Below are 18,686 nucleotides of genomic sequence, written 5' to 3'. Positions count from 1 at the left end.
CTAATTCGGTGACACAGACATGTTCGATGAAAAGGAGTGAGTGACATGACAGTCGAGATCGACACCCGGACCGACCGGGCTCCCGGGCGCCTGGTCCGGCCCGGCGATCGGGACTGGGACGCCGTCCGGGGAGCGTTCAACGTGCTGGTCGACCAGCGACCCGAGGCGATCGCCCTCCCCACCGACGCGGCGCAGGTCGCCTCCGTGGTCGGCTGGGCCCGAGAGCGTGGGTTGCGGATCACCGCGCAGACGACCGGGCACAACGCGGGGCCGCTCGGCTCGCTGGACGGCACCGTGATCGTCAACACCTCGGCGCTGACCGGCGTCCGGGTGGACGAGCGGGTCCGGCAGGTCTCGGTCGGCGCCGCCACCCGGTGGCGCGAGGTGACCCCGCTGCTGGCACCACGGGGCCTGGCCGGCTTGCACGGCTCGTCGCCGGAGGTGGGCGTCGCCGGCTACTCCCTGGGGGGCGGCATCGGGTGGCTCTCGCGCAAGCACGGGATGCAGACCAACGCCGTCACCGCGCTCGAGGTGGTCACCGCCGACGGCCGACTCGTCCGCGCCGACCACGAGCACGAGCCCGACCTGTTCTGGGCCCTGCGCGGCGGGGGCGGCAGCTACGGCGTCGTCACCGGGATCGACTTCGAGGTGCAGCCGCTGAAGGAGCTGTACGCCGGGGCGCTGTTCTTCCCCGTCGAGCGGGCCGCCGACGTGCTCCACACCTGGACGGGTCTGCTGGCGTCGTACCCCGAGGAGCTCACGACCTGGGCGTCGATCATCCACTTCCCGCCGCTGCCCGAGGTCCCCGAACCGGTCCGCGGTCGCTCGTTCATCGTCGTCCTCGTGGCCTTCCTCGGCGACGAGGCCGACGGGTCCGACCTGCTCCGTCCGCTGCGGGCCCTCGGGCCGGTCATGGACTCGCTCGCCGTGCAGTCGCCGCTCGGCCTGAACCGACTGGCGATGGACCCGGAGCAGCCGCTGCCGTTCCGCTCGACGACCGCACTGCTGGACCGGCTCACCCCGGCTGCGATCGAAGAGGTCGCGCGGGTCGGCGGCGCCGGCTCGGCGCTGGGACTGGTCGAGTTCCGGCACGTGGGTGGCGCGCTGCACCGGGCGCCCGAGGGGGCTGGTGCACGGGCGACGCTGCCCGGTGACATCGCCTTCCTCAGCCTCGGCGTGGTGCCCGACCCGGCGGCAGAGCCGGTCGTGCGCGAGCAGCTCCTGGCGCTGGAGGCGGCGCTGCTGCCCGAACGAGCCGGCGACTACCCCAACTTCGTGATGGACCCCGCCGACCCCAGCGCGTTCTTCGACCGCGCGACCTGGGCGCGGCTGCGGAGGGTGAAGGACGCCTACGACCCGGACGACCTGTTCCGGGGCAACCACCACGTGCCGCCTTCTCCGACGCCGCGGTGATTCCAGTTGGCCGGACGCCTGTGCCTCCCCGTACGATCGAGGCACAGGCGTCCGAGCCGTCATCAGCGGCGAGCCTCCGGAAGAACGGTCTCTCCCACCAGGAGCGGCCTACTAGAACCGGACGGGTAGGCCCGTCACAGCCCTGAACGAAGCGGTCTGGTCTCGACCAACGAACCAGGCAAGCGAGGTGGTACCGCGGCTCACGTCGTCCTCGAGATCTCGACTCAGCTCGATCACCGAAGACGAACCGCAGGAGGGCCACTCGATGACGTACCCCAAGGTCTCCCACACCGACGCCAGCGCTAGCGGCGTCCCGTCGAGCCCGCGCTTCCCGGCGATCGAGGAGGCGGTGCTGGCCTACTGGGACGCCGACGGCACCTTCCAGGCGAGCGTCGACCAGCGCGAGGCCGGGGACGACGGCGCCAACGAGTTCGTCTTCTACGACGGGCCGCCGTTCGCCAACGGCCTGCCCCACTACGGCCACCTGCTCACCGGCTACGTCAAGGACCTGATCCCGCGCTACCAGACCATGCGCGGGCGCCGGGTCGAGCGCCGGTTCGGCTGGGACACGCACGGGCTGCCCGCCGAGCTCGAGGCGATGCGCCAGCTCGGCATCAAGACGACCGACGAGATCGTCGAGATGGGCATCGAGAAGTTCAACGACGCCTGCCGGGCGTCGGTGATGCAGTACACCGGCGAGTGGCGCGACTACGTCACCCGTCAGGCGCGCTGGGTCGACTTCGACAACGACTACCGCACCATGAACCCCGACTACATGGAGTCGGTGATGTGGGCGTTCAAGCAGCTCTACGACAAGGGGTTGATCTACGAAGGCTTCCGGGTGCTGCCCTACTGCTGGAACGACGAGACGCCCCTGTCCAACCACGAGCTGCGGATGGACGACGACGTCTACCAGATGGTCCAGGACCCCGCCGTGACCGTCGGCTTCTCGATCACGACGGAGGGCCAGTTCAAGGGCGTCAAGCTGCTGACCTGGACGACGACCCCCTGGACGCTGCCGAGCAACCTCGCAGTCATGGTCGGCAGCGACATCGACTACGTCGGCGTCCACGCCGACGGCCCCGACGGGCGTGGTGGCTACCTGCTGGCCGAGGCGCGGCTGCCGGCGTACGCCCGCGAGCTCGGCGACGCCGAGGTGGTGTGGCGCGGGAAGGGCTCCGAGCTGCTCGGGCTCGAGTACACGCCGCCGTTCTCCTACTTCGAGGGACACGAGAACGCCTTCCGGGTCGTCGCCGGCGACGAGTTCGTCACCACGACCGACGGAACGGGTCTGGTGCACAGCGCCGGCGCCTTCGGTGAGGTCGACAAGGAGGTCACCGACCGCGAGGGCATCGCGCCGGTGATGCCGGTGGGCAAGGACGGCCGGTTCACCACGCCGGTCGACGAGTACGCCGGCATGCAGGTCTTCGACGCCAACCTGCACATCATCGACCACCTCAAGACCCGCACCGGCGCCGTCACCCCGGGCACCGAGCTGCTGCGGCGCGAGACCTACGACCACTCCTACCCGCACTGCTGGCGCTGCCGCGAGAAGCTGATCTACAAGGGCGTCTCGTCGTGGTTCGTCGAGGTGACCGCGGTGAAGGAGCGGATGCTCGAGCTCAACGAGCAGATCCGCTGGGTCCCCGACCACATCAAGCACGGCCAGTTCGGCAAGTGGCTGGCCAACGCCCGCGACTGGTCGATCACCCGCAACCGGTTCTGGGGCTCGCCGGTGCCGGTCTGGCGCAGCGACGACCCGGCGTACCCGCGCATCGATGTCTACGGCTCCTTCGAGCAGCTGGAGGCGGACTTCGGCGTGCCCGTCACGGACCTGCACCGGCCGTACGTCGACGAGCTCGTGCGGCCCAACCCCGACGACCCGCGGTCGCCGGAGGAGGGGCGGTCGATGATGCGGCGCGTCCCCGACGTGCTGGACGTGTGGTTCGACTCGGGGTCGATGTCGTTCGCGCAGGTGCACTACCCGTTCGAGAACGAGGAGTGGTTCACCCACCACTTCCCGGGCGACTTCATCGTCGAGTACATCGGCCAGACTCGCGGCTGGTTCTACACGCTGCACGTCCTCGCCACCGCGATCTTCGACCGGCCGGCCTTCTCGGCCTGCGTCAGCCACGGCATCGTGCTCGGTCACGACGGCAACAAGATGTCGAAGTCCCTGCGCAACTACCCCGACGTGCGCGAGGTCTTCGACCGCGACGGTGCCGACGCGATGCGGTGGTTCCTGATGTCGTCGCCGATCCTGCGCGGGGGCAACCTGATCGTGACCGAGCAGGGCATCCGCGACTCGGTGCGTCAGGTGCTGATCCCGCTGTGGAACAGCTGGTCGTTCTTCGCCCTCTACGCCAACGCGGCCGGCTACTCCGCGTCCCTGAGGACCGACTCGACCGACCCGCTCGATCGCTACGTGCTGGCCAAGGCGCAGCAGTTCGTCGAGACCATGACCCACCAGCTCGACGAGTACGACGTGGCCAACGCGTGCGACTCGACGAGGACCTTCCTCGACGTGCTGACCAACTGGTACATCCGTCGCTCGCGCGACCGTTTCTGGGCCGAGGACGCCGCGGCGTTCGACACCCTCTACACGGTGCTGGAGACGGTCTGCCGCGTCACCGCGCCGCTGCTGCCGCTGACGACCGAGGAGGTCTGGCGCGGACTGACCGGCGAGCGGTCCGTGCACCTGACCGACTGGCCGTCGGCCGACACCCTGCCGTCCGACCCCGCGCTCGTCTCCGCGATGGACACGGTGCGTGAGGTCTGCTCCGCAGGCTCGGCGCTGCGCAAGGCGGCGTCCCTGCGCAACCGGCTGCCGCTGGCGTCGATGACGGTGGTCGTCGCCGACCCGGCGGCCCTCCAGGGCTTCGAGTCGCTGGTCGCCGACGAGCTCAACCTCAAGGAGGTCCGCCTGCTCGACGCGGCGTCCGACGAGGCGGCGGCGTACGGCGTCTCGCAGCGACTGACCGTCAACGCGCGCGCGGCCGGTCCCCGCCTGGGCCGGGACGTCCAGACGGCCATCAAGGGCTCGAAGTCCGGTGACTGGTCGGTGGCCGAGGACGGCACCGTGACAGCGGGCGGGCTGGTGCTGGAGGAGGGGGAGTACGCCCTCGACACCGTGGCCGGTGCCGGCGAAGGCGCGGCGACCGGCGTGCTGCCGAGCGGTGGCTTCGTGGTGCTCGACACCGTGGTGACGCCTGAGCTGGAGGCGGAAGGCGTCGCGCGCGACGTCGTGCGCGCGGTCCAGCAGGCCCGCAAGGACGCCGGTCTCGACGTGTCCGACCGGATCGCGCTGACGATCGGCGGCTCCGACGCGACCCGGTCGGCGGTGCGGGCACACGAGCGGTTCGTCGCCGACGAGACGCTCGCGACGACGTTGGTCGTCGACGACACGGCGACGCCCGACGTCATGACCGTGGCGGTGGTGAAGGCATGACCACCCTCGCCCGTTGGAAGGACCTCTGCCTGGACGCGTCGAACGGTCAGCTCGCGCTCGGCGAGTTCTGGGCTGCCGTGATCGGCCTGGGCATCGAGACCTCGCCCGGCAAGGTGTCGCTGGAGGGCGAGCACGACTACCAGCGGATCTGGATCAATGCCGTCGACCGTCCGAAGGCGGTCAAGAACCGCCTCCACCTCGACATCGACACCGCCGCGATCGCCGACCTGGAGGCGCTCGGGGCGACCGTGCTGGAGCGCGCCGAGGACACCGGCTTCGGGTGGACGGTGATGGCCGACCCCGAGGGTGGCGAGTTCTGCGCCTTCGTGCGCGAGCCCGACCGGATGCCGGCGTACCGGCTGCACGGCGTGGTGATCGACTGCGTCGACCCCGCCGCTCAGGCCGCGTGGTGGGGCCGGGTCCTCGGCGTCGACGTCACGACCTACGACGACGAGCCCTGGTGCACTCTCGAGCACGCCACCCCCGATCCCAGGCTCACCCTCGACTTCGTGCCTGTGCCCGAACCGCGCGTCGGTTCCAACCGCGTGCACTGGGACCTCTTCGGCGAGGTCGAACCGCTGCTCGCGGCGGGAGCCACGCACCTGTGGGACCACGAGGGCGGCGGGGCCGCCCTCGCCGACCCTGAAGGCAACGAGTTCTGCGCCTTCCCCGGCTGATCCGCGCACTCCGCCGGGCGCGGACGCGGTGAGGGCGACGATTGGTCAGAGTCCGCAGGAAATGTGCCGCGAATCCTGCAGTCTCTGACCAAACGTGGCCTTGGAGCCCCGCCGCAGGTTCACAGCCGGGTCGAGGAGAGCCTGCCGCCGAGAACGGCGCGGGATCGTCGACGTCCAGGCACAGCGCGCTGTTCTCGAACCACAGCGTCCGCGACAGCCGGTAGTCGAACGCGGAGTGCTGCGCGGCGACCTCGGCGACGCGAGCCACGACCCCGTCGTCCAGCAGTCCGCGGGGGACGAACGGGAACAGCGCAGTGACGTGCGCCGGCACGCCGTGCTCGGTCACGGGGTCGAGGCGGAGGCGGTGCTGTCCCACGACCGGCTCGGCTTCGGGGATCTGGACGAGCAGCACCGAGTCCGACATGGCCGTGACGCTGGCCGGTCCTCAGCGCCGGGCGGTGCCGATGACAGGATGGGCCGCATGTCCCTGGACCTCAGCGCGGACGTCGTGAGCCTGACCGCCGCGCTCGTCGACATCGAGTCGGTGAGCCGCAACGAGCAGGAGATCGCCGACCAGGTCGAGTGGGCGCTCCAACCTCTCAGCCACCTCGAGGTCAGCCGGCACGGCAACACCATCGTGGCGCGCACCAACCTCGGGCGGGCGCAGCGGGTCGTGGTCGCCGGGCACCTCGACACCGTGCCGGTCAACGACAACTGGCCGTCGACGCTCGACGGCGACATGCTCCGCGGGCTCGGCACCTGCGACATGAAGGGCGGCGACGCCGTCATCCTCAAGCTCGCCGCCACGGTGACCGAGCCGGTGCACGACGTGACCTACCTGCTCTACGAGGCCGAGGAGATCGAGGCGGCGTTCAACGGCCTTTACCTCCTGTCGCAGAGCCGCCCCGACCTGCTCGAGGCCGACTTCGCGATCTTGATGGAACCCTCCGACGCGCTCGTCGAGGCAGGCTGCCAGGGCACCCTCAGCGTCGCCGTGACGACCACCGGCGCGCGGGCGCACGCGGCGCGCTCCTGGCGCGGCGAGAACGCGATCCACAAGGCCGGCCCGATCCTGGCCCGGTTGGCGGAGTACGTCGCCCGCGAACCGGTCATCGACGGCCTGACCTACCGCGAGGGACTCAACGCGACCGGCATCACCGGCGGCGTCGCCAGCAACGTCATTCCCGACCGCTGCACCGTCAACGTCAACCACCGTTTCGCCCCCGACCGGAGCCCGGCCGAGGCGGAGGCGTTCGTCCGTGAGTTCTTCGAGGGGTACGACGTCGAGGTGCTCGACGTCGCACCGGGCGCCCGCCCCGGGCTGGACGTGCCGGCGGCGAAGGCGTTCGTCGAGGCGGTCGGCGGTCAGGTCAACCCGAAGTTCGGCTGGACCGACGTGGCCCGCTTCAGCGCGCTCGGGGTCCCTGCCGTCAACTACGGACCCGGCGACCCGATGTTCGCCCACCACAAGGACGAGCACGTCCCCGTCGCCCAGCTCGTGGAGTGCGAACGCCGGCTGCGCGCCTGGCTGACCGGGGGCGACCTGTGAGCCCGGTGCCGAGGGACCTTTCCGGCGAGAAGTACCGCGGCCCGGAGGTCTTGCGCCGGGACCAGGTCGACGGCACCACCACCGACCAGCGGCTCCTCGACGACAAGGGCTCGGCGGCGTGGCTGCACACCGATCCATGGCGAGTGCTCCGGATCCAGGCGGAGTTCGTCGAGGGCTTCGGGTCGTTGGCCGAGATCGGTCCCGCGATCGGGGTGTTCGGCTCGGCGCGGACGCCCGAGGGTCACCCGTCGTACGCCCAGGCCGAAGAGGTCGGCCGCAAGCTGGTCGCGGCGGGCTTCGCGGTGATCACCGGCGGCGGACCTGGTGCGATGGAGGCCGCCAACAAGGGAGCCAGCGAGGCAGGGGGGCTGAGCGTCGGGCTCGGCATCGAGCTGCCCTTCGAGACCGGGCTGAACCAGTGGGTCGACAAGGGCATCAACTTCCGCTACTTCTTCGCGCGCAAGACGATGTTCGTGAAGTACGCCCAGGGGTTCGTGGTGCTGCCAGGAGGACTCGGCACCTTCGACGAGCTCTTCGAGGCGCTGACGCTCGCGCAGACCGGCAAGATCACGTCGTTCCCCATCGTGCTTGTCGGCACCACCTACTGGCAGGGTCTTCTCGCCTGGCTGCGCGACACCGTGCTCGCCGACGGCAAGATCTCCGCCGCCGACCTCGATCGCCTGACCCTCACCGACGACGTCGACGAGGCGGTGCGGCTGATGGTCGAGGCCAGCGCGAAGGGCGGCCGGAGCAGGCAGGGCGGGCAGCCCGGGGAGCCCGGGGAGCCCGGGGAGCCCGGGGAGCCGTCGTCGCCGTGATGTGGTTCTTCGCCGTCCTGGTCGTGCTGGCCCTCGGGGTGATCGCGGCGGTCGCGGCCGGTCGCGGCCAGCCGCTCGCGCCGGCGTACGACGACCGCCCGGACGCGCTCGTCCCTGCCGAGGGCGAGATCGGCGCGGACGACCTGCGACGGGTGCGCTTCTCCCTGGCCTTCCGTGGCTATCGCATGTCCGAGGTGGACGCCCTCCTCGACCGCCTGGCGAAGGAGAAGGAGGAAGCGTCCGAGGACGCCGCTCCCACCGACGCGTCCAGTGGCGACGCGAAGACCGACTGAGGGATCATTCCGAGATGTCCCTCGAGGTGGTCGTCTACGTCCTCACCGCCCTCGCGGCGGTCGTGGTGGTGCTGACCCGCCTCCGACTACGGCGTGACGAGGGAGCCGGCCGGCACCAGGTCGGCTCGGGCCTGCTCCTCCTGCACACGGCCTGCGGAGTCCTCGCGCTTGCGGGCTGGGTGACGTTCCTCGTGACCGACGAGGACCTGTCCTGGAACGGCCTGGTCGGCATCGTGGCCCTCGGCTTCTGGTGGCTCACCGTCCTGGCCGGGCTCCTGCTGCTGCTGCGCTGGCTGCCGTCGCGCGGACGGCACGCCTCCGGCGCGGTCGAGGACTCGTGGAGCGACGGTCCGGGACTCTCGGTGCTCGCCCACGTCGGCCTGCTGGTGGGCGTGCTCGTGTTCACCTACGCCTACCTCACCTCCGCCGTGTGAACCCGCCACGCAACCTGCGAGCGCTCGGGGCCGCGTTGCTGCTGATGCTCGCCCTCGTCGTGCCGGCGTCGGCCGCGCCCGAGACGTCGCTGCTCGAGAAGCGGGTCATCGGCCAGTCCGTCCATGGTCGCGACATCGTCGCCTGGCACCTGGGTGAGCCGGGGACGCCGACGTACGTGCTGATCGCGACCATGCACGGCAACGAGCCGCACACCCGCCAGATCCTGCAGGCGCTGCGCGACGGCCCGGCCTTCGACGGCATCAACGTGTGGGTCGTGCCGACGTACAACCCCGACGGCCTGGTGGCCGGGACGCGCAAGAACGCCCACGGGGTCGACCTGAACCGCAACTTCCCCTACCGCTGGGCCGACCTCGACGGCGGCTACGAGTCCGGCCCGCGGCCGGGTTCGGAGCCCGAGACGCGGGCGATGATGGACTTCCTCCGCGAGGTCCGTCCGCTGCGGGTGCTGAGCTTTCACCAGCCGCTGCTCGGTGTCGACACCGACACCAAGGACGCGCGCTTCGCCCGCCGGGTCGCCCGTGAGCTGCGGCTGCCGCGACGCACGCTCGACTGCGGGGGCGTGTGCCACGGGACGATGACGATGTGGTTCAACCGCCACTTCGAGGGCTCCGCGATGACGATCGAGTACGGCGCCCGGCCGAGCCGGCACCGGATGCGCGTCGAGGCGCCGCGCCAGGTCGTCGAGGTGCTCGGCGGCGGCTGGTCCGACTGGCGGTGAGCTGTCAGCCGATCGTGATCTGGTGAGTGTCCGGCAAGAAGTTCCGGCGAACGGGGCCGGGCGTGCGGCCGGTGACGGACAACCTGATCTCTCCAGGTAGGAAGGCAGTGTTGAGCGGTGTCCGGAACACGGGTGAGGCGACCTCCCCAGGCTGAAGGATCTGAAGGGGCACCAGGGCTGAGAGGCCGGCGGGATAGGTGAGGTTGGCGACGACGACGTTGGTCGGGGCGCTGTAGGGCGACCAGCCGAAGGGGATGTTGGGATAGGGCGAGGACGTCTTGGGCTGGCCATCGGCGGCGGAGATGAACTGGATCTCCAGCAGGAGGGTCCCCGCGTCGACCTGCCCCCCGAAAGCCGTGATCGTCGCGGTCCGCAAGTAGAGGTCGTAGCGGCCGTCGGTGCGCTTCACGACACCCGCGTCGGCGGGGTTCAGGACCAGTTGCAGCGGGGTGCTCGCCGCAGCGGGAGGAGCCGTGGCGGCGATGGTGAGCGCGGGCGCCGACCAGGCGGCCGCCCGCACGACGGTGCGGCGCGTCGGACGGGTCACCGGCCGGGTCACTCGGCCGGCACCCGGAAGGCGTGCACGCCGTCGGTGAAACCGGGCGCGGAACAGATCAGCACGACGCTGCCGGGCCAGCGACCCGCATCGACGGTCGTCTCGACGATCGGTGGTGCGGTGTCCGGCCAGCGCGGACCGAGCGGGATGGCGAAGTCGTCGGGGACGGGCAGCCCGAAGCTGAACTCGGCGGAGTAGAGCACGCGCGGCTCTCGGGGACCCGTCCACCCGGCGGAGGTCCAGGCGTGCACGAACATCGGCTTGACGGCTCCTGAGTCGAGCTCGAAGGAGGCCGACATCACCAGCCCGCCGTCCGGCAGCGATGCGCCGTTGGCCACGATCGAGGCGTTGGCCAGCACCAGCACGTGGCGTCCGCCCTTCCCGGTCGCCTTGACCACCGAGCGGCCTGGGTTGAAGGACAGCGTGGGTGCGCCGTCGCCGGGCGGGGGGTCGAGCCGCTGGGGCATCGAGTGCAGCGTCAACGTGGATCCCTGTGGGTCGAGGTGGTGGGGGGCGATCCTCCCATTCTTTCAGGCGATCACCTTAATCGAGACCGAACCGGAAGAACTCCCGGACGTCACGCACCCCCGGGCTCGAGGTGACCTCGAGGCCGGCCGACGTCGGAGCGATCGAAACAGAATGTTCGGCTGCGCGCGCGGTGGAGGCCGAACGTCCAAGCGTGCTCGGACTGGCGACGACGAGTGTAATACGCTCGTATGGTTCTTCCGATCGAATGACTTGGCTCTCGCGTGGTGCTCGGGCTGCTGCCACCCGTCGAAGGAAGGCTTCCATGAACCACCTCCCCCTGCCGCGCCGCACCGTCGTGCGCGCCGCGGCCTGGTCACTGCCCGTGGTGTCGGTCGCCGCTGCGGCTCCGGCGTACGCCGGGTCCCCGATGCGGCAGCTGGTCCCCTACGGCTCCGTCTCGGCGGAGCGCAACGACGACGGCACCTGGAGCCTGCGCCTGTCCGGTGTGTCGTTCTGGGTCACGGGGGGCGACATCGCTGCCGGCGATCTCCGGCTCGAGGTGTCCTTCGAGCCGTCGACCGGCTTCGAGGACGAGAAGTCGCTGGTGGCCGAGAACACAACGGCCGGCACGCCGTTCGGCGCCGGCGGCCTGTGGAGCACCAGCCAAGGAGTGCTCCTGCAGTGCATGTCTGCCGCGAAGATCGACGCCGAGAGCAGCCTGACGCTCAGCGACGGGGTCTGGGCCCGCACGGAGAAGACCGACGACGTCCAGCGCGGCAGGTTCGTCATGCGCGTGTCGGCGGACGGCTTCGCTCCGGTCCACTTCTTCTCCGACGTGGTCCCGTCGGCTGTCCCGACCCTGCACTTCGATCCCGGCGCCTCGTCCATCAACTTCTTGGGCACGGGTGCGCTCACCTTCAGCGGTGCCACGGTCACGGCCACCAGCGGCGACGTCGCCGCCGGTGCTCTGACCATGACGGTCACCTACCAGCCCGATCCCGGCTTCGAGGACCAGATCAGCCTCAGGGCCCTGCAGAACCCTTCCGGGCCGTCGGGGTGGGACTTCCCCTACACAGGGGGTGAGATCGAGGAGAGCCTCGCCTACACCCTTGCCTCGGGTCTGACCGACGGCGCGTCGCTGAGGATCGAGAACGGCGAGTACTTCGACGCTGCTGAGTGGGAAGACGTCCAGCGTGGCCGCTTCGTGATCACCCTGGAGGCCCCTGGGTTCGTGCCGGCGGTCCACACGTCGGCTTCGACCGTCGGGGCGCAGGAGCTGCTCTACGACCCCCAGGGCACAGCCGTGACCCATGGCCCGGATGCCGCTGCGCCCTGGGAGCTGGACCTGCGGGGCAACGCCATCGTCGGCGGTGGTGCGAGGGCGTTGGCGGGGACCCTGCGTGTCATGGTGACCTTCGAGGCAGCGGACGGCACGCGGATGGACATGTCGATCCTGCCGAAGCAGGCGGACTACTTCACCGGCTACGAGAACAATTCCGGCCCCGAGGTGGACACCGTCGCGACCTGGACGAGCACCGTCGACAACGGGCCCGGCGAAGTGATCCCCGTCCTGTCCCCGTACGGGGTCTACGTCACGGGCAACGAGAGCCACCTGGCTCAGGAGGGGGAGTTCGTCGTCACCCTCGAGGCGGACGGCTTCCCGAACGCGGAGGCCAGGTTCCCCACGCCGGGGTTCTAGCCGTCCCCGCGCCGGCCGCACCCGGTCAGCGGCCCTCGAAGACCGGCTTCTCCTTGGCCACGAAAGCCGCGACCGCGGCCTCGTGGTCGCGGGTCGCGCCGGTGCGGGCCATCATCTCCGCCTCCACGGCGAGGGACTCGGCGAACGTGTGCTCGGCGGCGTACGCCACGGAGTGCCGCATCGACGCGTAGGCGACGGTGGGGCCGGTCGCCAGCCGGCCCGCCAGCTCGGCGACGACGGTCGTCAGCTCGTCGGCGGGGACCACGCGGTTGGCCAGGCCCAAGGTGAGGGCCTCGTCGGCGCCGATCGTGCGGGGGAAGTACAGCAGCTCCAACGCCTTGGCCCGGCCGACGAGCCGCTGCAGCGTCCAGCTGGAGCCGGTGTCGCACGAGAGAGCGACCCCGGCGAAGGCGAGGTTGTAGCCGGCGGTGTCCGCGAGCACGCGCAGGTCGCAGGCGAACGCGAGGCTCGCGCCGGCTCCGGCGGCGACGCCGTTGAGGGCCGCCACGACGGGCTTGGGCATCGTGCTGAGGGCCTCGACGATGGGGTTGTAGTGCGCGGTGACGGTGTCGAACAGCTCGCCCTCACCGTCCGACTTCAGCGCCCGGAGGATGCCGATGTGCTCCTTGAGGTCCTGGCCGACGCAGAACGCCCGGCCGGTCCCGGTGAGCACGACGCAGCGGGCGGCCGCGTCGTCGGCGGCGGAGCGGACGGCCGCGAGCAGTGCCTCCTTGGTGGCGACGTCGAGGCTGTTCATCGCGTCGGGCCGGTCCAGCGTGATGGTCGCGACCCCCTCGGAGACATCGAGACGGACGGGCTCGTGGGGCAGGCTCATGGCCGCCACCTTAGGGACGCCGCCGGGCTCGGAGAGGGTCTGTGGTCGGGATCACGCGTGGATGGGGGATAATGGTGAGCGCGACGCGGACGGAGGGCCGCGTCCTTTTCACGGACAACAGGAAGAGGTGCGCGGATGGCGGCGATGAAGCCCAGGACGGGCGACGGACCGCTCGAGGTCACCAAGGAAGGTCGCGGCATCGTCATGCGCGTGCCCCTCGAAGGCGGCGGACGCCTGGTGGTGGAGCTGAACGCGGACGAGGCCGGCGCTCTCGGTGACGCCCTCAAAGCCGTCACCGGCTGACCCGGGTGACGCCGTCTGACTCGGCAGGCCTTCCCCCGCAGGTCTCTCCGCCCCAGTTCGCCCTCAGCACGCTGCTCCCCGACGCCATCGGTGGCGTCGAGGTGCTCGCCTTTCCCGCGCTCCCCGGTCCCGACGGATCGACCCTGCTCGGCCCCGGCGCCGACCAGGCCGCCGAGAGTCTCGGGATCGGCCTGCTCGACCTCCTCGACGCGCTGACCGGGCCCGGTGCCGACGCACCCGGCAAGCCCGGGCAGGTGACCACGCTCCCCGTGGGCGGTCACGCGTCCGTGCGCCGGGTGCTGCTGGTGGGGGTCGGCGACCAGAGCGCCCCAGCCTTCCGGCGGGCCGGCGCCGCGCTGGCGCGGGCGACCCGCGACGTGGACGCGGTCGCCAGCTCGATCGCGGCGATCGCCGAGCCCGACGGGTTCGAGGCCTTCGTGGTCGGCGCGATGCTGGGCTCCTTCGGTTTCCACTGGCGCTCGACCGGCCCCGAGCACACGCCGGTCGCGCGGATCGTGCTGGCCGGCCACGCCGACGCGGGCGAGCTCGACGGCGTCCTGCGGCGCGCCATCGCCATCGGCGGCGCGTCCTGGCGGTCCCGCACGCTGGCCACGGTGCCGTCCAACCTCAAGAACCCCGAGTGGCTCGCCGAGCAGGCCCGCGAGGTCGCCGCCGACTCCGGCCTCGAGGTGTCGGTCTGGGACGAGAAGGAGCTCGCCAAGCGCGGCATGGGCGGCCTGCTGGCCGTCGGCCGGGCCTCGGCGACGCCGCCCCGGCTGATCCGGCTCGACTACACGCCCTCGTCGGGGAGGACCTCCGGCAAGCGGACCACCCGGGGCGCCCGCCGCGCGGCGCGGGTGGTCCTGGTCGGCAAGGGCATCACCTTCGACACCGGGGGACTGTCCATCAAGACCGCCGAGGGCATGGCGACGATGAAGCGCGACATGACCGGTGGCGGTGTCGTCATCTCCGTCCTCGGCGCGCTCGCCGCCGTCGGCTGCCCGGTGCGGGTGACCGGTCTCGTCGCCGCGGCGGAGAACGCCGTCGGCGCCGACTCCGTGCGGCCCGGCGACGTCGTCCACCACTACGGCGGTCGCACCAGCGAGGTCAACAACACCGACGCCGAGGGCCGGCTGGTGCTGGCCGACGCGCTAGCGTACGCCGTCGACCAGCTCAAGCCCGACGTGATCGTCGACGTCGCCACCCTGACCGGCGCGGTCCGGGTCGCGCTCGGCAGCAGCATCGCCGCGCTCTACGCCACCGACGACACGCTCGCCGAACGGCTCCTCGACTCGGGCCGACGTGCGGGCGAGCCGTCGTGGCGGATGCCGCTCGCGTCGGTCTACGACGAGAAGCTGGCGTCCAAGATCGCCGACGTCGACAACGCGCCGGGAGGCCCCGGCTCGATCACCGCTGCGTTGTTCCTCCAGGGCTTCGTCGGCGAGGTGCCCTGGGCGCACTACGACCTCGCCTCGGTCGGCGACGCGACGGCCGACTCGTTCGAGTGGTCCAAGGGACCGACCGGGTGGGGCGCGCGGGCGCTCCTGGAGTGGCTGGGTTCGGACGACCCGGTGAAGGGGATCCGATGACCGGGATGCGCGGGTTGACCGTGCGCTGGTCGCTCGCCGACGCCCCGGACGGCGTGGAGGCCGCGCTGGCGACGTACGTCGTCGACACCTCCCACGCGCGCTTCACCGGCATGGACGGGCTGTCCTACAAGACGTGGCGGCTGGTCCCCGGCGAGTGGTTCGAGGGCTGCTACGTCTTCACCGACGACGCGGCGCGGGCGGCGTTCGAGGCGTCCTTCCGGGACGTCGCCGCCGAGTCGCCGGGCTCGCAGATCATCGGCAGCAGCCCCGTGCTCATCGAGCCGTGCCAGGTGGTCTCGATCGCCGAGGGCGCCGCCGGGTTCGTCGCAGCCCCGCGCGCCTGACCCCGAGACCGGTCTGGGACCGACGGGCTAGGCGTCCCCGGCCCACTCCTTCTTGGCGACCAGCAGGCCGTCGCCGACCGGGAGCAGCACCGGCACCAGAGACTCGTCCTCCGCGACCGCGCGACCGAGTTCGCGGACGGCCACCGTCTCCTCGTCACGCTGGGCCGGATCGGCGACGCGGTCGTGCCACAGGGCGTTGTCGAAGGCCACGATCCCGCCGGGGCGCAACAGCCGCAGCGCGGCCTTGAGGTAGGCGCCGTACTCCCGCTTGTCACCGTCGCAGAACACGATGTCGTAGTGCCCGTCGGTCAGCCGCGGCAGCACGTCGAGCGCCGCGCCCGAGATGGTGCGCGCCCGCTGGTGGGGGATGCCGGCGTCGGCGAAGGTCTGCTTGGCCAGCCGCTGGTGCTCGGCCTCCACGTCGACGGTGGTGAGCACACCGTCGGAGCGCATGCCCCGCAGCAACCACAGGCCCGAGACGCCGGTGCCGGTGCCGATCTCCACCACGGCGCGCGCCTCGAGGATCGAGGCGAGGAACCGCAGCGCGGCGCCGCCCCCCGGGCCGATCGGCACGACCCCGACCTCCTCGGCGCGAGCACGAGCCTCGGCGAGGACCTCGTCCTCGGCCACGAACTGCTCGGCGTAGAGCCAGCTGGCCGGCTTGAGCGGACTGGTGATGGTGGCCTCCCGGGGTCGCGACTGCGCCCGACTGTATCGCGACAGGAACATCTCGGGCGGTCGGCTCGTTGTGGGGTCGAGAGGAAGTGGGTACGGCTCGGGCAGGCCGCTGCAAAGGCTTCACCCAAGTCTGCTTCCGGGTCCGCTCCCAGGTTCCTCTCAGGAGAGATCCCTACCGTTGTCGACAGCTGGAGGAAGTCCTGATCCAGGAGCAGCTCACCAACGAAGGGAAGGGCCCCGTGGCCGAGTCGGCAGTCGAGCAGGTGGTGCCGAGCGAGGCGCTGTCCTGGGGCGAGATCGTCGAGCGTCACTCCGACCGCGTCTACCGCCTCGCCTACCGTCTGACCGGCAACCGGGCAGACGCCGAGGACCTCACCCAAGAGGTGTTCGTGCGCGTCTTCCGCAGCCTGGACAGCTACACGCCCGGCACCTTCGAGGGATGGCTGCACCGCATCACCACCAACCTCTTCCTCGACCAGGCCCGGCGCCGCCAGCGGATCCGCTTCGACGCCCTCTCCGACGAGCGTGCGGCCCGGCTGCGCAGCGCGTCGCCCGAGCCGCACATCGCCGTGGCCGACCACACCTTCGACGACGACGTCGAGCGCGCACTGGCCTCGCTGCCCCCGGACTTCCGGGCGGCCGTGGTGCTGTGCGACGTCGAGGGGCTCTCCTACGAGGAGATCGCCGAGGTGATGGACGCCAAGCTCGGCACCGTGCGCTCGCGCATCCACCGTGGACGCGCGATGCTGCGGGCCGCGCTGGCGCACCGCGCGCCGGGGCAGGGACGGGAGCGGTACGCCGGCCCTGACGAGTCCGCTCCGCAGCCGTCAGGGCACGTGTCGTGATCGGCCACCTGGGGCCGCGGGTGTCGGCGCTCCTCGACGGCCAGCTCAGCGCGGAGGAGGCCGAGAAGGCGTGGGCGCACGTGCACGCCTGCCATGCCTGCCGCGACCTGGTCGAGCGTGAGGGCTGGGTCAAGACCCAGCTCGCGGGGCTCTCGGCCCACCGCACCGGAGAAACTCCCGACCGGCTCAAGGGCGCGCTCGCGCACGGGTCGTTCCTCGGCGCCCCGCCCCTGCGGACCGCCGCTCCAGGACGTGGACGCAGCGGCGTCGCCTTCCTCGGCGGCACCGCGCTCGGGGCGGCCGTGGCCGGGGTGCTGGCGCTGGGCGTCGCCCAGGGCGGCGCGCCTGCGGATCGTCGTCCGCCGGTCACCAGCCTGAACGCCCGACCCAGCAGCTCTCCCGCCGTGACCGCAGACCTGCGGTTGGCGACCCGGCACGCGACAGGCGGTATCGCCGGGGTCAAGATAGTGCCGTGACGGACCAGCACGGCGACCACTCGGAGTCGCCTCCCGCCGACAGCCCCTCGGACGGTGCGGTGACGGAGCCCATCGGCGGCCTGCGCTTCCGGCACGACGAGCCCCGGCAGAGCGGCCCCAGGACCGCCCCTCCTGCGTGGACGCCGCCCAGCGCAGCGGCGCCGACCCAGCCGCTCCCGCGCGCGTCCGGCCCGCACCCGTCGGGCCCCCAGCTGTCGGGCCCCCAGTTGTCGGGCCGGCAGGGCGGATTCCCGCCCGGGCCCCCGCGAGGTCCGTACCCGGGACCGCAGCAGGGCTCCGCCCCGGGGCCCTGGAACGCGCCGCCCCCGGGCTTTCCCGGCGGTCCGCCGCAGACCCTCGTCCTCGGACGCCCCGAGCGGTCGTCGCGTCACGGCCGCCTCGGCGGCTGGGTCTGGCCGACGGTGGCCGCCCTGGCCATGGTCGTGGGACTGCTGGGCGGTGCGGTGGGCGGAGCGGCGTACGACCGCTGGGTCGACTCCACGTCCTCGCCGGGCGCCAACCGTGAAGGGCTCGACGGGGTCGACACCCGTGACGAGGCGCCGCTGCCCCCTGAGAACGGCTCGGTCGCCGCGGTCGCCCAGGAGCTGCTGCCCAGCACCGTGCAGATCGCGGCGGAGTTCGACGGCCAGGAGGGCGGCGCCACCGGCTCCGGCTTCGTGATCGACCGCCAGGGCCACGTGATCACCAACAACCACGTGGTCGCCGATGCCGCCCAGAACGACGGGCTCATCGAGATCGTCGACACCGACGGCAACCGCTACACGGCCGAGCTGGTCGGCCGCAGCCCGGTCTACGACCTGGCCGTGCTCTTCGTCGAGGACGCGCCGAACCTGCGGCCCGCGGCGCTCGGCGCCTCGCGGGACCTGCGCATCGGCGAGGCGGTCGTCGCCATCGGGTCGCCCCTGGGCCTCAGCTCGACCGTCACCGCGGGCATCGTCTCCGCACTGAACCGGCCGGTGACCACCGGTGACTCCGCCGACGACACCTCCTACATCGACGCTGTGCAGACAGACGCGGCGATCAACCCCGGCAACTCCGGCGGGCCGCTGGTGAACCTGCGTGGCGAGGTCGTCGGGGTCAACTCCGCGATCGCGACCACGGGGGGCGGCCTGGGCGGCGAGTCGGGCAACATCGGCGTGGGGTTCGCGATCCCCATCGAGCAGGTGCGCGTGACCGCCGACCAGATCCTGAAGACCGGGGAGGCGCGCTATCCCATCATCGGGGCGACGGTGCAGACCGGAGGCCGAGACAGCGGTGAGGGAGCCGTGGTCGAGGAGGTCCAGTCCGACACCCCCGCCGAGCGGGCCGGCCTCGAGACCGACGACGTCATCACCGCCGTCGACGGCGACCGGGTCGCCAACGGCATCGCGCTCATCGTGATGATCCGCACCCACCAGCCCGGCGAGACCATCGAGCTGACCGTGCGGCGTGGCGGCGAGGACCGGCAGGTCGAGGTGACCCTCGACTCCAAGGTCGGTTAGGACGACGCAGGGCCCGGGC

At 71.6% G+C, this 18,686-nt stretch carries 19 protein-coding genes and 1 pseudogene; 15 read left to right on the top strand and 5 right to left on the bottom strand.

Annotation, left to right across the window (positions count from 1 at the left end):
- Nucleotides 1-45: 45 nt before the first annotated feature.
- The 3 genes from ABD295_RS06665 to ABD295_RS06655 all read left to right on the top strand — a co-directional run bounded on the left by ABD295_RS06665 (nt 46) and on the right by ABD295_RS06655 (nt 5,538).
- Nucleotides 46-1,413: an FAD-binding oxidoreductase gene (locus ABD295_RS06665; RefSeq protein ID WP_344302891.1), complete on the top strand. Its 1,368-nt coding sequence runs from the start codon at nt 46-48 to the stop codon at nt 1,411-1,413.
- 265 nt (nt 1,414-1,678) lie between these two features.
- On the top strand, nt 1,679-4,861 hold the full coding sequence (gene ileS / locus ABD295_RS06660; protein ID WP_344302890.1) for an isoleucine--tRNA ligase: 3,183 nt from the start codon (nt 1,679-1,681) through the stop codon (nt 4,859-4,861).
- Nucleotides 4,858-5,538: a VOC family protein gene (locus ABD295_RS06655; protein WP_344302889.1), complete on the top strand. Its 681-nt coding sequence runs from the start codon at nt 4,858-4,860 to the stop codon at nt 5,536-5,538. Before ileS ends, ABD295_RS06655 begins: the two co-directional genes overlap by 4 nt.
- 160 nt (nt 5,539-5,698) lie before the next feature.
- Here the strand turns inward: ABD295_RS06655 and ABD295_RS21145 are convergent.
- Nucleotides 5,699-5,962, bottom strand: a pseudogene (locus ABD295_RS21145) (2'-5' RNA ligase family protein); the annotation flags it as partial.
- 57 nt (nt 5,963-6,019) lie between these two features.
- Between ABD295_RS21145 and dapE the strand changes: the two are divergent.
- The 5 genes from dapE to ABD295_RS06630 are packed head-to-tail and all read left to right on the top strand — an operon-like array spanning nt 6,020 to nt 9,372.
- Nucleotides 6,020-7,087, top strand: a complete 1,068-nt coding sequence (dapE, locus tag ABD295_RS06650; RefSeq protein ID WP_425573996.1) for a succinyl-diaminopimelate desuccinylase — start codon at nt 6,020-6,022, stop codon at nt 7,085-7,087.
- Nucleotides 7,088-7,092: 5 nt separating this feature from the next.
- A complete protein-coding gene (locus ABD295_RS06645) occupies nt 7,093-7,905 on the top strand; it encodes an LOG family protein (protein ID WP_344302888.1) in 813 nt (270 codons plus the stop codon).
- On the top strand, nt 7,905-8,198 hold the full coding sequence (locus ABD295_RS06640; protein WP_344302923.1) for a DivIVA domain-containing protein: 294 nt from the start codon (nt 7,905-7,907) through the stop codon (nt 8,196-8,198). Before ABD295_RS06645 ends, ABD295_RS06640 begins: the two co-directional genes overlap by 1 nt.
- Before the next feature lie 14 nt (nt 8,199-8,212).
- Nucleotides 8,213-8,632 (top strand): hypothetical protein, encoded by a 420-nt coding sequence (locus ABD295_RS06635; protein WP_344302887.1) that lies wholly within the window; start codon nt 8,213-8,215, stop codon nt 8,630-8,632.
- Nucleotides 8,629-9,372 (top strand): M14 family zinc carboxypeptidase, encoded by a 744-nt coding sequence (locus ABD295_RS06630; protein WP_344302886.1) that lies wholly within the window; start codon nt 8,629-8,631, stop codon nt 9,370-9,372. The genes ABD295_RS06635 and ABD295_RS06630 overlap by 4 nt, the downstream gene beginning before the upstream one ends.
- Nucleotides 9,373-9,376: 4 nt before the next feature.
- Here ABD295_RS06630 and ABD295_RS06625 read toward each other — a convergent pair whose 3' ends face one another.
- Nucleotides 9,377-9,919, bottom strand: a complete 543-nt coding sequence (locus tag ABD295_RS06625; RefSeq protein WP_344302885.1) for a hypothetical protein — start codon at nt 9,917-9,919, stop codon at nt 9,377-9,379.
- An 8-nt stretch (nt 9,920-9,927) separates the two neighbouring features.
- Nucleotides 9,928-10,395, bottom strand: a complete 468-nt coding sequence (locus tag ABD295_RS06620; protein WP_344302884.1) for a hypothetical protein — start codon at nt 10,393-10,395, stop codon at nt 9,928-9,930.
- Nucleotides 10,396-10,718: 323 nt separating this feature from the next.
- On the opposite strand from ABD295_RS06620, the gene ABD295_RS06615 reads away from it, so the two are divergent.
- Nucleotides 10,719-12,095, top strand: a complete 1,377-nt coding sequence (locus ABD295_RS06615) for a hypothetical protein (protein ID WP_344302883.1) — start codon at nt 10,719-10,721, stop codon at nt 12,093-12,095.
- Nucleotides 12,096-12,120: 25 nt separating this feature from the next.
- Here ABD295_RS06615 and ABD295_RS06610 read toward each other — a convergent pair whose 3' ends face one another.
- Entirely contained in the window at nt 12,121-12,930 is an 810-nt protein-coding gene (locus ABD295_RS06610) for an enoyl-CoA hydratase/isomerase family protein (RefSeq protein ID WP_344302882.1), read from the bottom strand.
- A gap of 135 nt (nt 12,931-13,065) precedes the next feature.
- On the opposite strand from ABD295_RS06610, the gene ABD295_RS06605 reads away from it, so the two are divergent.
- From ABD295_RS06605 to ABD295_RS06595, 3 genes are read left to right on the top strand one after another with little or no spacing between them, the layout of a single operon-like run.
- A complete protein-coding gene (locus ABD295_RS06605) occupies nt 13,066-13,233 on the top strand; it encodes a DUF3117 domain-containing protein (RefSeq protein ID WP_344302881.1) in 168 nt (55 codons plus the stop codon).
- A gap of 5 nt (nt 13,234-13,238) precedes the next feature.
- Nucleotides 13,239-14,822 (top strand): leucyl aminopeptidase family protein, encoded by a 1,584-nt coding sequence (locus ABD295_RS06600; RefSeq protein WP_344302880.1) that lies wholly within the window; start codon nt 13,239-13,241, stop codon nt 14,820-14,822.
- Nucleotides 14,819-15,166 carry a hypothetical protein gene (locus tag ABD295_RS06595; protein WP_344302879.1) on the top strand — a complete coding sequence of 116 codons (348 nt, stop codon included), beginning with the start codon at nt 14,819-14,821 and terminating at the stop codon, nt 15,164-15,166. The genes ABD295_RS06600 and ABD295_RS06595 overlap by 4 nt, the downstream gene beginning before the upstream one ends.
- Nucleotides 15,167-15,193: 27 nt before the next feature.
- Here ABD295_RS06595 and ABD295_RS06590 read toward each other — a convergent pair whose 3' ends face one another.
- Nucleotides 15,194-15,895, bottom strand: a complete 702-nt coding sequence (locus tag ABD295_RS06590; RefSeq protein ID WP_344302878.1) for an O-methyltransferase — start codon at nt 15,893-15,895, stop codon at nt 15,194-15,196.
- A 188-nt stretch (nt 15,896-16,083) separates the two neighbouring features.
- Here ABD295_RS06590 and sigE point away from each other — a divergent pair, with 188 nt between their 5' ends.
- From sigE to ABD295_RS06575, 3 genes are read left to right on the top strand one after another with little or no spacing between them, the layout of a single operon-like run.
- Nucleotides 16,084-16,689, top strand: a complete 606-nt coding sequence (gene sigE / locus ABD295_RS06585; protein WP_344302877.1) for an RNA polymerase sigma factor SigE — start codon at nt 16,084-16,086, stop codon at nt 16,687-16,689.
- The gene (locus ABD295_RS06580; RefSeq protein ID WP_344302876.1) at nt 16,686-17,165 is read left to right on the top strand and encodes an anti-sigma factor; all 480 of its coding nucleotides are present in this window, start codon (nt 16,686-16,688) and stop codon (nt 17,163-17,165) included. The genes sigE and ABD295_RS06580 overlap by 4 nt, the downstream gene beginning before the upstream one ends.
- A complete protein-coding gene (locus tag ABD295_RS06575) occupies nt 17,162-18,667 on the top strand; it encodes a S1C family serine protease (RefSeq protein WP_344302875.1) in 1,506 nt (501 codons plus the stop codon). The genes ABD295_RS06580 and ABD295_RS06575 overlap by 4 nt, the downstream gene beginning before the upstream one ends.
- The last annotated feature ends 19 nt before the right edge of the window (nt 18,668-18,686 follow it).

It is taken from the genome of Nocardioides bigeumensis, assembly GCF_039531755.1.
GTDB classification, from domain to species: Bacteria; Actinomycetota; Actinomycetes; order Propionibacteriales; family Nocardioidaceae; genus Nocardioides; species Nocardioides bigeumensis.
The sequence above is the reverse complement of the archived record's forward strand: the minus strand, read 5'-3'. Positions and strand labels throughout refer to the sequence as shown.

Bases quoted from the DNA above. Each gene is read 5' to 3' on its own strand.
- ABD295_RS06665 (WP_344302891.1), top strand. From the start codon at position 46: ATGACAGTCGAGATCGACACCCGGACCGACCGGGCTCCCGGGCGCCTG.
- ileS (WP_344302890.1), top strand. From the start codon at position 1,679: ATGACGTACCCCAAGGTCTCCCACACCGACGCCAGCGCTAGCGGCGTC.
- ABD295_RS06655 (WP_344302889.1), top strand. From the start codon at position 4,858: ATGACCACCCTCGCCCGTTGGAAGGACCTCTGCCTGGACGCGTCGAAC.
- dapE (WP_425573996.1), top strand. From the start codon at position 6,020: ATGTCCCTGGACCTCAGCGCGGACGTCGTGAGCCTGACCGCCGCGCTC.
- ABD295_RS06640 (WP_344302923.1), top strand. From the start codon at position 7,905: ATGTGGTTCTTCGCCGTCCTGGTCGTGCTGGCCCTCGGGGTGATCGCG.
- ABD295_RS06635 (WP_344302887.1), top strand. From the start codon at position 8,213: ATGTCCCTCGAGGTGGTCGTCTACGTCCTCACCGCCCTCGCGGCGGTC.
- ABD295_RS06620 (WP_344302884.1), bottom strand. From the start codon at position 10,395: ATGCCCCAGCGGCTCGACCCCCCGCCCGGCGACGGCGCACCCACGCTG.
- ABD295_RS06615 (WP_344302883.1), top strand. From the start codon at position 10,719: ATGAACCACCTCCCCCTGCCGCGCCGCACCGTCGTGCGCGCCGCGGCC.
- ABD295_RS06610 (WP_344302882.1), bottom strand. From the start codon at position 12,930: ATGAGCCTGCCCCACGAGCCCGTCCGTCTCGATGTCTCCGAGGGGGTC.
- ABD295_RS06605 (WP_344302881.1), top strand. From the start codon at position 13,066: ATGGCGGCGATGAAGCCCAGGACGGGCGACGGACCGCTCGAGGTCACC.
- ABD295_RS06595 (WP_344302879.1), top strand. From the start codon at position 14,819: ATGACCGGGATGCGCGGGTTGACCGTGCGCTGGTCGCTCGCCGACGCC.
- ABD295_RS06590 (WP_344302878.1), bottom strand. From the start codon at position 15,895: ATGTTCCTGTCGCGATACAGTCGGGCGCAGTCGCGACCCCGGGAGGCC.